Annotated in this window: 7 protein-coding genes and 1 pseudogene; 5 read left to right on the top strand and 3 right to left on the bottom strand. The window is 73.7% G+C overall.

All coding sequences use genetic code 11. The annotated features are described in order from the left end of the window. Nucleotides 1-44: 44 nt before the first annotated feature. Together AB0C17_RS05245 and AB0C17_RS05240 are read left to right on the top strand one after the other, a co-directional pair. A complete protein-coding gene (locus AB0C17_RS05245; protein ID WP_357380767.1) occupies nucleotides 45-1,238 on the top strand; it encodes a hypothetical protein in 1,194 nt (397 codons plus the stop codon). Between the two features lie 94 nt (nucleotides 1,239-1,332). Further along, on the top strand, nucleotides 1,333-1,992 hold the full coding sequence (locus AB0C17_RS05240; RefSeq protein ID WP_357380765.1) for a phosphotransferase: 660 nt from the start codon (nucleotides 1,333-1,335) through the stop codon (nucleotides 1,990-1,992). Nucleotides 1,993-2,037: 45 nt separating this feature from the next. Here AB0C17_RS05240 and leuS read toward each other — a convergent pair whose 3' ends face one another. Continuing rightward, nucleotides 2,038-4,878 (bottom strand): leucine--tRNA ligase, encoded by a 2,841-nt coding sequence (gene leuS / locus AB0C17_RS05235; RefSeq protein ID WP_357476741.1) that lies wholly within the window; start codon nucleotides 4,876-4,878, stop codon nucleotides 2,038-2,040. Between the two features lie 393 nt (nucleotides 4,879-5,271). On the opposite strand from leuS, the gene AB0C17_RS05230 reads away from it, so the two are divergent. The 3 genes and pseudogenes from AB0C17_RS05230 to AB0C17_RS05220 all read left to right on the top strand — a co-directional run bounded on the left by AB0C17_RS05230 (nucleotide 5,272) and on the right by AB0C17_RS05220 (nucleotide 10,112). After that, nucleotides 5,272-6,327 (top strand): MoxR family ATPase, encoded by a 1,056-nt coding sequence (locus AB0C17_RS05230; protein ID WP_357380761.1) that lies wholly within the window; start codon nucleotides 5,272-5,274, stop codon nucleotides 6,325-6,327. Between the two features lies 1 nt (nucleotide 6,328). Next, a complete protein-coding gene (locus tag AB0C17_RS05225; RefSeq protein ID WP_357380759.1) occupies nucleotides 6,329-7,627 on the top strand; it encodes a DUF58 domain-containing protein in 1,299 nt (432 codons plus the stop codon). Further along, nucleotides 7,624-10,112, top strand: a pseudogene (locus AB0C17_RS05220) (DUF3488 and transglutaminase-like domain-containing protein). The gene AB0C17_RS05225 and the pseudogene AB0C17_RS05220 overlap by 4 nt, the downstream one beginning before the upstream one ends. Before the next feature lie 686 nt (nucleotides 10,113-10,798). Here the strand turns inward: AB0C17_RS05220 and AB0C17_RS05215 are convergent. Together AB0C17_RS05215 and AB0C17_RS05210 are read right to left on the bottom strand one after the other, a co-directional pair. Further along, nucleotides 10,799-11,200 carry a DUF3040 domain-containing protein gene (locus AB0C17_RS05215; protein ID WP_128139017.1) on the bottom strand — a complete coding sequence of 134 codons (402 nt, stop codon included), beginning with the start codon at nucleotides 11,198-11,200 and terminating at the stop codon, nucleotides 10,799-10,801. Between the two features lie 115 nt (nucleotides 11,201-11,315). Further along, complete coding sequence (locus AB0C17_RS05210; protein WP_357476737.1) at nucleotides 11,316-12,575, bottom strand: DNA polymerase IV; 1,260 nt, start codon at nucleotides 12,573-12,575, stop codon at nucleotides 11,316-11,318. Between the last annotated feature and the right edge of the window lie 161 nt (nucleotides 12,576-12,736).

Here is a 12,736-nt window from a genome sequence, read left to right as displayed (position 1 = left end):
CGCCGGGCACCGCGCGGCACCGGCGCTCCCTAGCATTCGCGAGCATGAGGCCCTCGTCCCGAGCCCGCATCCGGAGCGCCGCCGTCCTCGCTCCGGTCCTCGCGGCGGCGATGCTCGCCGCCTGCACTCCGGGAGACCCGACGGCCGCCCCGGTCACCGAGGGAACGCCGTCGACGCAGGTGACCGCCCCGCCGCGTGCCGACTTCTGCCTGGTCACCGTGCCGCAGAGCTGGCAGGACGCGGTCCGGGAGAGCCGGCTGCCGAAGGAGCCCGGGGAGAGGTGGTCAGGGTTCGCCCCGGCACCGGACGGCCGCTCCGCGTTCGCCACCGTGCAGCGCGACGGTCTCCCGATGCTGCTGGTCAAGCAGGAGAAGAACGGCGACCGACGGGTCGTGGCCACCATGCCGGACCTGTTCACCTTCCCGCTATGGGGCGACTTCGACGGGCGCTGGCTGGTCTACGCGCGCACCGACCTGTCCCGTGCGGCGCCGCACGGGGAAGGAAGCGCCGAGCTCTTCGTCTGGGACGCGGAGACCGGGGCCGAGCCACGGCAGGTCGCGAACACCGGGCAGAGGGCCGTCCCGTTCCTGTTGCAGGACGGGAAGCTCGCCGTGACCCGGATCCTCGACAAGGACCGGGCCGAGCTGACCCTGCACGACCTGGCGGCCGGAACGGTCCGCACTGTGGCCACCGGCCCGGTGAGCACTGTCGGGTTCCGCGGCGCCGACCTGATCTGGTTCGACAGGGCCACGGGCCGCCTGAACGCGATCGGCCCGGACGGGACGGCGGGCGCTTCCGCACAGCCGGCCCTGGGGCCGGGTGCGGTGGACGTGACCACCGACGGCCGTACCACCGCCTGGGTGTCCCGGGACGAGCGCGACCTGACCGTCTGGCGGCCGGACTGGACGACACCCGTGCGGATCCTGCGGGTCACTCCTCCCCCGCCGACCACGCCCTCGCTGCCACCCGGCGCCAGGCCACCGACCGTCGATCCGTTCCACCGGATCGCCGGGCCCACTGCGGTCGGCGACCTCTTGCTCTTCGACTACCACCTGGGCTGGTACGTGGCCGACCTGCGGACCGGCTCGTACGTCCGGCTGACCGCGGACCACGCCGACGCGATGGTCTCGGGCCCCGCGCTGCTGATGGACCCGGAAGACAACTCGGTCCCCGCGGAGCGGCACGCGTACTCGCTGCTGCGCCTGGACCGGCTGCCGCCACTGCCGGCGTGCCCGTGACGGAGCACGGGCAGCCGCTGCCGGGCGGGTTCGTCGCCGAGGTGGTCCGCGTCGGTGACACGTCCGACGTACGGCCCCGCCGAACGCGGGCTTCGTGGCCGCGCTCCTGCGGCACCTGGAGCCCGTCGGCCTGGCGCCCCGGTACCTCGGCGTCGACGAGCGAGGCCGGCAGGTGCTGACCCACATCGACGGGCGGGTGCCCTGGCGGGACCGGGAGGAACCGGCCTACTTCGCCGCCCCCGCGCTCACCCGGCTGGCCGGCCTCATGCGGGCGCTGCACGACGCCTGCGCCGGCACCGGCCTGGCCGGCGACGCGGAGACGGTCTGCCACCGGGACCTGTCGCCGAAGAACACCGTCTACCGGGACTCGCCGGCCGGGCCACTGCCGGTGGCCTTCCTGGACTGGGACCGGGCCGGGCCGGGCCGCCGGATCGAGGACGTGGCGTTCGCGGGCTGGCACTGGGCCGCGCTGGGCGGGGACGCCGACCCGGCCGAGCTGGCCCGGCGCTGCCGGCTGCTCTGCGACGCCTACGAGGCTGCCGGCCCCGGGGTGTCGGTGCCCCGGTCCGAACTGGTCGCCGTCATGCTCGACCAGCTCGACGGCACATGGCGGGGCATCGACGTCGGCGCCGAGCGGAACGAGCCGGGCATGCGCCGGCTCCGCGCGGCGGGCGTGGTCGACATGGTGCGCGGCTGGCACGGGTGGCTGCTCCGGCACCGCCCGACGGTCGAGGCGGTGCTGGAGGCCGGTTGAGGCGCGTCCCGCGAACAGGACGCGCCTCAAGCACACGGCCGCCGGTCAGGCGACGACCGAGACCATCCGGCCCTTCACCACGATCACCTTGCGCGGCTCCTTGCCGGCCAGCGTGCCGGCCACCGCCTCCAGCGCCGCCGCGCGCACGGTCTCCTCGGTCGCGTCGGCCGGCACCTCGACCCGGCCGCGGACCTTGCCGTTCACCTGAACGGGGTACGTGACCGACTCGGCCACCAGCAGGGCCGGGTCGGCGACCGGGAAGTCCGCGTACGCCAGTGAGTGCTCGTGGCCCAGCTTGTGCCACAGTTCCTCGGCCATGTGCGGGGCGAACGGCGCGACCATCAGCACCAGCGGCTCGGCCACCTCGCGCGGGGTACGCGCCAGCCGGGTCAGGCCGTTGGTCAGCTCGATCAGCTTGGCGATGGCGGTGTTGAACCGGATCCCGTCCATGTCGGCGCGGACCCCGTCGATCGCCTTGTGCAGCAGCCGCCGGGTCGCCTCGTCGGCCGGCTCGTCGGTGACCCGCAGCTGGCCGGTCTGCTCGTCGACGACGGTGCGCCAGACCCGCTGCAGGAAGCGGTACGAGCCGACCACCGCCCGGGTCTCCCACGGGCGGGACACCTCCAGCGGGCCCATCGACATCTCGTACACCCGGAACGTGTCCGCGCCGTACGCCGCGCACATGTCGTCCGGGGTGACCACGTTCTTCAGCGACTTGCCCATCTTGCCGTACTCACGGCGGACCTCGGTCTCGCCGTGGAACCAGCGGCCGTCGACCTCGACGACCTCCTCGGCGGGCACGTAGGCGCCGCGCGGGTCGACGAACGCGTACGCCTGGATCATGCCCTGGTTGAACAGGCGGCGGAACGGCTCGAACGACGAGACGTGGCCCAGGTCGTACAGCACCTTGTGCCAGAAGCGGGCGTACAGCAGGTGCAGCACGGCGTGCTCGGCGCCGCCGACGTACAGGTCGGTGCCACCGCAGTCGCCCGCGCCGCGCGGCCCCATCCAGTACGCCTCGTTCTCCGGCACCACGAAACGCTGCGACTCGGTCGGGTCCAGGTAGCGCAGCTCGTACCAGCAGGAGCCGGCCCACTGCGGCATCACGTTCGTCTCGCGGGTGTAGCGCTTGGGCCCGTCACCCAGGTCCAGCTCCACCTCCACCCAGTCACGCCGCCGCGACAGCGGGGTCTCCGGGTTGCTGTCGGCGTCGTCGGCGTCGAACGTCTTCGGCGAGAAGTCCTCCACCTCGGGCAGCTCGACCGGCAGCATCGACTCGGGCAGCGCGATCGGCGCGCCGGAGGAGTCGTAGACGATCGGGAACGGCTCGCCCCAGTAGCGCTGCCGGGAGAACAGCCAGTCGCGCAGCCGCCAGGTGACCGCGCCGGCGCCGTGGCCGCCTGCCTCCAGCCACTCGATGATGCGGGCCTTGGCGTCGGCCACGCCCAGGCCGTCCAGGTCGATGCCGCGCTCCGGCGCGGCGCTGTTGATCGCCGGGCCGTCCCCGGTGTACGCCTTGCCGTCGAAGCCCTCCGGCGGCTGCACGGTCCGCACGATCGGCAGCTCGAAGACCTCGGCGAACTCCCAGTCCCGCTCGTCCTGGGCGGGCACCGCCATGATCGCGCCGGTGCCGTACCCGGCCAGCACGTAGTCGGCGATGAAGATCGGGATCTGCCCGCCGGTCACCGGGTTGGTCGCGTAGGCGCCGACGAAGACGCCGGTCTTCTCCTTGCTGTCCGCCTGCCGCTCCACGTCCGTCTTGGCCGCGGCGGCCTTCCGGTACGCCTCGACGGCCTCACGCGGGCCGGCGTGCCCACCGGTCCAGGCGTCCTTCGTCCCCTCCGGCCAGGCGGCCGGCGTCAGCATGTCGACCAGCTCGTGCTCGGGCGCCAGCACCATGTAGGTGGCGCCGAAGACGGTGTCCGGCCGGGTCGTGAACACCCGCACCGGGGCCGCGTCGGTCGGGAAGTCGATGTGCGCGCCCGTCGACCTGCCGATCCAGTTGCGCTGCTGCAGCTTGATCGGCTCGGGCCAGTCCAGCGTGTCCAGGTCCTCCAGCAGCCGGTCCCCGTACGCGGTGATCCGCATCATCCACTGCTTCAGGTTGCGCTTGAAGACCGGGAAGTTGCCGCGCTCGGAGCGGCCGTCGGCGGTGACCTCCTCGTTGGCCAGCACGGTGCCCAGCCCCGGGCACCAGTTCACCGGCGCCTCCGAGACGTACGCCAGGCGGTGGTCATCGACGACCTTGCGCCGCTCCCCCACTGTCAGCTCGGCCCAGCCACGCCCGTCCGGGGTCGCGCGGGTGCCGCCCTCGAACTCGGCGATCAGCTCGGCGATCGGCCGGGCCCTCTTCGCGTCGGTGTCGTACCAGGAGTTGAAGACCTGCAGGAAGATCCACTGCGTCCAGCGGTAGAAGTCGGTGTCGATGGTCGCCACCGAACGCCGCTCGTCGTGGCCCAGCCCCAGCCGGCGCAGCTGCGCCCGGTACCGCTCGATGTTGGCCTCGGTGGTGGTCCGGGGGTGGGTGCCGGTCTGCACCGCGTACTGCTCGGCGGGCAGGCCGAACGCGTCGAAGCCCATCGCGTGCAGCACGTTGCGCCCGGCCATCCGCTGGTAGCGGGCGTAGCAGTCGGTGCCGATGTAACCCAGCGGGTGCCCGACGTGCAGGCCGGCGCCCGACGGGTACGGGAACATGTCCAGCACGTACAGCTTCTCGGCGCCCGCGCGCGGGTGACCCGGGTCGGCCAGCGGGCCGGCGGGGTTCGGGGCGTGGAAGGTGCCGTCGCGCTCCCAGGTGTCCTGCCAGCGGTGCTCGATCTCGTCGGCCAGGGCGGCGGTGTACCGGAACGGGGGAATGTCGGTCGCCGGTGCGGCTGCCTCACTCATGGCGTCTCCTCGGCGCGGATCGATACGAAATATGTGGGCGGTCTGCTGCGGGCACAAAAAAGCCCCTCGCGCAGGAGGGGCGGCCGTGCTGTCGCGCTTTTCAGCGCATCAACACGGCTCGGTAAGAAGCAGGAAGAACCCGGCCATGCACGCAGTGTACCTCGCGCCTCTCCGCACCCGCGCGCCAGTTCCGGCCCGCGCCGGTCCCCCGGTCTGGCGAATATTCCGGGCGTAACCGACCGACCACCTGCGGGAGTCGGCGATAACGACAAACATGGTTAGCCTGAGAGGCCAGTGAGATTACTGCGGCAGACGTGGCTCGGCGTCGCGAACCCAACGGCGGGTCCAGGTGCTCTATAAAGAGCTGCCGTCCAGGCGACGAGGAGGAGGCCCGTGACACAACAGACCTGGGACGAGGTGGGCGGTCTGCTGCCGCACGACGAGTTCCGCGCCGCCAGCGAGGCCATCGTGGCCAACATCGAGCAGGTCATCGAGGGCAAGACCGCCACCGTCCGGCTCGCCCTGGCGGTGCTGCTGGCCGAGGGTCACCTGCTCATCGAGGACGTGCCCGGCGTCGGCAAGACCAAGCTCGCCAAGGCGATGGCCCGCTCCATCGACTGCTCGGTCCGGCGGATCCAGTTCACCCCCGACCTGCTTCCCAGCGACGTCACCGGCGTCAGCGTCTACAACCAGGAGACGCACGACTTCGAGTTCCGCCCCGGCGCGGTCTTCGCCAACCTGGTCGTCGGCGACGAGATCAACCGGGCCTCGCCGAAGACCCAGTCGGCGCTGCTGGAGTGCATGGAGGAACGGCAGGTCACAGTCGACGGGGTCACCTACCAGTTGCAGACGCCGTTCATGGTGATCGCGACGCAGAACCCGATCGAGATGGAGGGGACCTACCCGCTGCCCGAGGCGCAGCGGGACCGGTTCACCGCCCGGATCGCCATGGGCTACCCGGACCCGCGGGCCGAGCTGGCGATGCTCGACGGGCACGGCGCCACCGACCCGCTGCCGGGGCTGCGGCCGGTCTCCGACGCGGCCACCGTCCGCCGGCTGATCGGCCACGTCCGGCAGGTACACGTCGCCGACGCCGTCAAGCAGTACGCGATCGACCTGGTCACCGCCACCCGGGAGGCACCCGACCTGCGCCTCGGCGCGTCCCCGCGCGCCACGCTCCAGTTGCTGCGCACCGCCCGCGCGGTGGCCGCCCTGGAGGGCCGCGACTACGTCCTGCCGGACGACCTCCAGGTCCTCGCGGTGCCGGTGCTGGCGCACCGGATCATCCCCACCGCCGACGCGCAACTGGCCCGGCGCACCACCGACGCGATCGTCTCCGAGCTGGTGCACCGCCTGCCGCTCCCGCACGACCGGCAGCGCTCGCCGTACGACACCCGGCCCGGCGGCGGCAACAACAGCCGCGGGCCGTACGAGCCGCGGAGGCCGTGACGTGCGCGACGGCCTGCGTGGGCTGACCACCCGCGGCCGCTCCTTCCTGGCGGCCGCGGTGGCCGCCGCGATCTCCGCCGGCATCCTCGGCGAGAAGGACCTGCTCCGGGTGGCGGTCCTGCTCGCCGTGCTGCCGCTGCTGGCCGCCGCGTACGTCGGGCGCAGCCGGTACAAGCTGGCCTGCAACAGGTCGCTGGAGCCGCACCGGGTGCCGGTCGGGGCCAGCTCCCGGGTGGTGCTGCGGTTGCAGAACCTGTCCCGGCTGCCCACCGGCACGCTGCTGCTGGAGGACCGCCTGCCGTACGCGCTGGGCAGCCGCCCCCGGGTGGTGCTGGAACGGCTCGGCGCGCACCAGGCCAGCTCGGTGGCGTACACGGTCCGGGCGGACGTGCGGGGCCGCTACGAGGTCGGGCCGCTGGTGATCCGGCTGACCGACCCGTTCGGACTGTGCGAGCTGACCCGGTCGTTCCCCAGCACCGACCACCTCACGGTGATCCCGCAGGTCACCCCGCTGCCGTCGGTGCGGCTCCCCGGTGAGTACGCGGGCAGCGGCGACAGCCGGGCCCGCTCGGTGGCGGTGCACGGCGAGGACGACGCCGCCACCCGGGAGTACCGGATGGGCGACGACCTGCGCCGGGTGCACTGGAAGTCCACCGCCCGCACCGGTGAGCTGATGGTGCGCCGCGAGGAGCAGCCGTGGGAGAGCCGCGCCACGGTGGTGCTCGACACCCGCGCCGGCGGGCACCGGGGCGAGGGCCCGACGGCAAGCTTCGAGTGGGCGGTCTCGGCGGCGGCCAGCGTCGCCGTGCACCTGCGCGAGGCCGGCTACAAGCTGCGGCTGGTCACCGGCAACGGCGCCGACGTCGGGGCCACCGAGGCCGGCGGCGAGGGACTGCTCCTCGACCACCTCGCCGACGTGCACCTGGACCGGCGCGGCGAGATCACCACGCTGGTGCAGCAGGTCCGGCAGCGGGCCGACGGCGGTCTGATCATCGCGCTGCTCGGCACGCTCGGCGCCGCCGAGGCGGAACTGCTGGCCGGCTTGCGCGGCAACGGCGCCACCTGTGTGGCGTTCCTGCTGGACAGCAACACCTGGCTCAACCTGCCACCGAACGCCCGGGCCGAGGCGGAGCGGGCACACGGCGCCGCCGCGCTCGCGCTGCTGCAGAGCGGCTGGCGGGTCATCGGGGTGGAGCACGGCACGCGCCTGCCGATGGTGTGGCCGCAGGCCGGACGGGGCTCGCAGGGCTTCGCGCTGCGAGCGGCCATGGCCGAGACGGTGGCCGGCGGACGACGATGACCGGAAGGATGTCCCTGTGACCCCGCACCGCAACATCGGGTTCGTCGCCGCGGCGGCGACGCTGCTGGCGGCGGCACCGCTGTCGGCGATCTTCGAACGCTGGACCTGGCTGATCCAGGCCGCCGTCGTGGTCGCCGTGGTGGCCGGCTCGGCCGCGTTGAGCCGCCTGGGCCGGTTCCCGCTGTGGGGGCAGGTGCTCGCCATGCTGGCCGGGCTGACCCTGGGCCTGACGTGGGTCTTCCCCGGCGGCACCGAACTGCTCGCGTTCGTGCCGACCCCTGCGACGTTCGCCCACTTCGGCGACCTGCTCCAGGCGTCGTTGCAGGACATGCGCTCGTACGGCGTGAAGGTGCCGGACGTCGACTCGCTGCTGTTCCTCGCGGTGCTCGGCATCGGCGCGGTGGCGGTGGTGGTGGACGTGCTCGCGGTCGGGTTGCGCCGGCCCGCGCTGGCCGGCCTGCCGATGCTCGCCATCTACTCGGTGCCGGTCGCGGTGTACGTGGACAGCGTCCCGGCCACCCCGTTCGTGGTGGGCGCCGCCGGTTACCTCTGGCTGCTGGTCACCGACAACGTCGACCGGGTACGCCGGTTCGGCCGCCGGTTCACCGGCGAGGGGCGGGACGTGGACGTCTGGGAGGCGTCCCCGCTGGCCGCGGCGGGACGACGGCTCGCGGTGGTCGGCGTGATCGTGGCGGTGGCGCTGCCGCTCGCGGTGCCCGGGATGACCGGCGGCCTGATGAACAACGTCGGCAACGGGCCCGGCGACGGCAGCGGGCGGCCGGGCCAGGGCGGCAGTTCGGGCCGGGTCGACCTGTTCGCGGCGCTCAGCGGCCAGCTCAACCAGAGTGAGGAAGTCGAGCTGGTCAAGGTCAGCACCGACGAGACGACGCCGTTCTACCTGCGCCTGGGCGTGGTCGACGACCTTCGGCCGAGCGGCTTCCAGGCACGCGTGCCGACCGGGCGGCCGATCACCCGGCCGCTGCCCGACCCGAGGGAACGCGCCGTGCGCGGCGTGGAGCAGCAGCGCTACCGCGCCACGGTCGAGGTGACGAAGAACCTCAACATGCCGTTGCTGCCGGTCTACGCCGAGCCGGTCAAGACCGACGACCTCAACGGCAACTGGCTGTACGACCCGAACCAGCAGGTCGTCTTCTCCAACCGGGACAACGCCCGCGGCAAGAGCTACTCGTTCGACTACGTCCGGTCCACGTTCAGCCCCACGGCGCTGCGCACCGCCCCGTCACTGCCCTCGGACAGCCCGGTGATGCGGCAGCAGACCGAGCGGCCGTCGGTCCCGGCCGTCGAGGAACTGGTCGCGCAGCTGGTGAAGAGCAAGTCGACCGACTACGACAAGGTCCGGGCGATCTACGACTACTTCTCCGTGGAGAACGGCTTCACCTACTCGCTGTCCACCCGCAACGGCAGCAGCGGTGAGGACATCACCGACTTCCTCGCCACCAAGGTCGGCTACTGCCAGCAGTACGCCGCGGCGATGGCCTGGCTGGTCCGGGCCGCCGGCATCCCCGCCCGGGTGGCGGTCGGGTTCACGAACGGCAGCAGGGCCGAGGGCGGCACGTACGTGCTGACCAACCAGAACCTGCACGCCTGGACCGAGGTCTACTTCGGCGGGATCGGCTGGGTGCCGTTCGACGCCACCCCGGCGGCGGCGGTGGCCGGCTCGGTCCGCTCGGCCTGGGCGCCGGACATCGACGCCCCCGAGGAGGTCACCCCCTCGGCCGGCAGCACCGCCGTTCCCGACGCGGCCGGCCCGTCGGCCGGGCCGAACGAGACGGACCGGCTGGACAAGGACGCCGACCAGGGCCTGGCCCTGAACCAGGGCGGCCCGGCCGAGGAGAGCCCGGTCTGGCCGTGGTGGCTGGCCGGCGCTCTGCTGGCGCTGCTGGCTCTGCTGGCCGTACCGGCCCTGCGCCGCTCCGCCCTGCGCCGCCGCCGGCGTGCCCGGACGGTCACGCCCGCGGCCACCGCGCTTCCGGTGCCAGGCCAGCGCGGCGAGACGCGGGAGGTGGTCGTCGGCGTGGACGCCGAGGCGGCCCGCGCCGACGCGCACGCCGCCTGGGACGAGCTGCTCGACACGCTCGTCGACTTCCAGGTCCGGGTGGACCGCACGGAGACCCCGCGAGCGACCGCCGAGCGACTGGCCCGGGAGGCGCTCGCCGAGCGCGGGGACGCCGCGACCGGCGTACGCCTGCTCGGCCGCGCCGAGGAGCGCGCCCGGTACGCCCGCGACCCGCTGACCGACGCGGAGCTACAGCCGGCGCTGCGTACGGTCCGGGGCGCGCTGGCGGCCGGCGCGGACCGCCGCACCCGGCTGATGGCGGCGCTGCTGCCCCCGTCGGTGCTGCAGCGCTGGCGTACCGGCCTGGCCGAACGGTCGGCAAGGGTGGTGACCACGAGCGGCCAGGTCCGCCAGCGCCTCACGCGCTGGAGCCCGCGCCGCCTCCTGGCCGGCCGCCCCGCCCGCTGACCCCCCTCCCGGCCCTCCCGGCCCTCCGGCCGTTCCCCCGGTGATCAAGGAGTTGGTGTCCGGATCCGGCTCTGCTGAGGACACAAACTCCTTGATCACCGGGGTGGGCCGCCTGCTCCGGTGCGACGCGCGCCCGTGCACGCCGCCTGGGCGGGTGAGGGCGGTCGACTGGACGCTTCCGCCCTGGCGCCCGCGAGACCTTGGTACGAAATGGCCCCCATAGGGGCGCTTTCGTACCAAGATCTTTTCTGGGTCCTGCGATGCGGGAGGCTCGTCTTGCTGGGCAGGAAGGGGTGTCGGTGATCATGGCCGAGTGGGTGCGGCGGGGTGCACGCGGGACGGAGGAGACGTCGGCAGGCGGGCGCTGCGCGACGAAAGCTCGGACGGACGGAGACCCGGCGCGCGCTGCGCGGGACGGAGGCGTGACGCCGCGCCGGACGGACGGACGCGTGACGGAAGCGTGACGCCGCGCCGGACGGAAGCGGGACGGAGGCGTGACGCGGCGGAGCGGAGCGGACGGGCCACGTCCACCGGCGGAGCCGCCCCGCCGGCCGGGTCGGAGCGGGCACGACGAAGCGCGGGCCCTCGCCCGCGCATGCCACGGCGACCCGCAGCGGGTCGCTCCGGCGGCGCTTGCCAAAGGTGCCGCCGGTATCCCGCCCCCCGGGTTCAGGGGCGGGACGTGATCAGCGGTGGCCCTCCGGGCGCTGCCGCCAGCGGTCCTCCATCCGGTCGAGGAAGGAGCCCCGGCGACCACCACCACTGCGGCCACGGGGACGACGCCGGCTCGTTGTGCCGCCGACCACGTGCAGGTCGGGCGACTGGGATCGGCGGTGCGACTGCACCGCGTAGCCCAACGAGGCCAGCATGACGACGAAACCCGCCACGGCCACCGCGGGAATCTTGATCACGGCACCGTAGATCAACAGGGCCAGACCAGCGACGACCACGCCGGCAGCGACGAGCACGCGACGCCGCGCGTGGAAACGCGGGTCGCTGGCGCGCACGGCCGAGGCGAACTTGGGGTCCTCGGCAAGCGACCGCTCGATCTGCTCGAACAGCCGCTGCTCGTGCTCCGAGAGCGGCACGGCACTCCTCCCCGGTCACGTTGGTCGGCCCGGTCGGGCCGACAGACCGTGGCAGCCATCCGGCTGCTTACCCGCAAGTCTACGAGGGCCCCCGCGCGTCGGAAAGCGGGACGACCTACGGCCGGGCCGGTTTTTCGACTTGTCGGGTATCACGACGGCCGAGAAGACTGGCCGGACCTATGACGGACCGCCCGAATCGGGCGGCCGCCGCGTCGGCCGCCGCCTCCGCCTCACGCCAGCCGCGCTCCGGCGCGCCCAGGGTGAGCTGCCGTGGAGTCTCCCCGGCCGGGGCGAGACCTTCCATCCGGACACCGACCAGCCGGACCGGCTCGCCGGGGGCGAGCGCGGTCCACAACGCCCAGGCCGTGTCGAACATCTCCCGGGCGGTGTCGGTGGGCACGGCGAGGGTGCGGGAGCGGCTGATCGTCCGGAAGTCGGCGAAGCGAACCTTGAGCGACACGGTGCGCCCGACCTGCCCGGCCGCCCGCAGCCGAGCGCCGGCCTTGTCGGCGAGCGCGAGCAGGGAGCGCCGGATCTCGGCCGGGTCGCTCACGTCGGTGTCGAACGTGACCTCGGCGCCGATCGACTTCTCCACCTGCTCGGGCGTGACAGCGCGCGGGTCACGCCCCCAGGCCAGCTCGTGCAGGTGGGTGGCGGACGCCTCGCCCACAGCCCGGCGCAGCAGGCCGGCCGGCGCCTCGGCCAGGTCGCGTACGGTGCGCAGGCCGAGGCGGCGCAGCGCGTCCGCGGAGCGCTCCCCGACGCCCCACAGGGCGGACACCGGCAGCGGGTGCAGGAAGTCCAGCACCCGGGCGGCCGGGACCACGAGCAGGCCGTCGGGTTTGGCCCGGGTGGAACCGAGCTTGGCCACGAACTTGCTCGGACCCACCCCCACCGAGCAGGTCAGTCGCTGTTCCTCGGCGACCCGGCGGCGGATCAGCGCGGCGATCTCGGCGGGCCGGCCGAACAGCCGGCGGGCGCCCGCCACGTCGAGGAACGCCTCGTCCAGCGACAGCGGCTCGACCAGCGGGGTGACGTCCCGGAAGATCCGCATGACCGCCCGCGACGCCTCGGTGTAGGCGGCGAAGTCGGGCGGGAGGTAGACCGCGCCGGGGCAGAGCGCCCGGGCGCGGGCGGTGGGCATCGCGCTGCGGACGCCGTACCGCCGGGCCTCGTAGCTGGCGGAGCTGACCACGCCGCGCGGCCCGACGCCGCCCACCACCACCGGCTGGCCGCGCAGCTCGGGGCGGCGGCGCACCTCCACCGAGGCGTAGAACGCGTCCATGTCGACGTGCAGGACGGTGCAGCCGGTGTCGTCGGCGTCCGGCCCGAAGCGCGGGTCACCGCCTCGGGGCAACGACTGGCTGCGGCCCATGCCAGCAGGCTAGCCCGCCGGTCCGACAACCCACCGCCCAGCCCGCGGCCATGCCGCCGACCCCGGACGAACCATGCTCGGCCCGCCGCCGGACCGGGCGAGGGCCGGCACCACAGCCACCGCCCCGCCGGCCCCCGGACGAGGCGGAACCGCCCCGGACC

The sequence above is a fragment of the Micromonospora sp. NPDC048887 genome (assembly GCF_040649715.1).
GTDB lineage: Bacteria > Actinomycetota > Actinomycetes > Mycobacteriales > Micromonosporaceae > Micromonospora.
The sequence above is the reverse complement of the archived record's forward strand: the minus strand, read 5'-3'. Positions and strand labels throughout refer to the sequence as shown.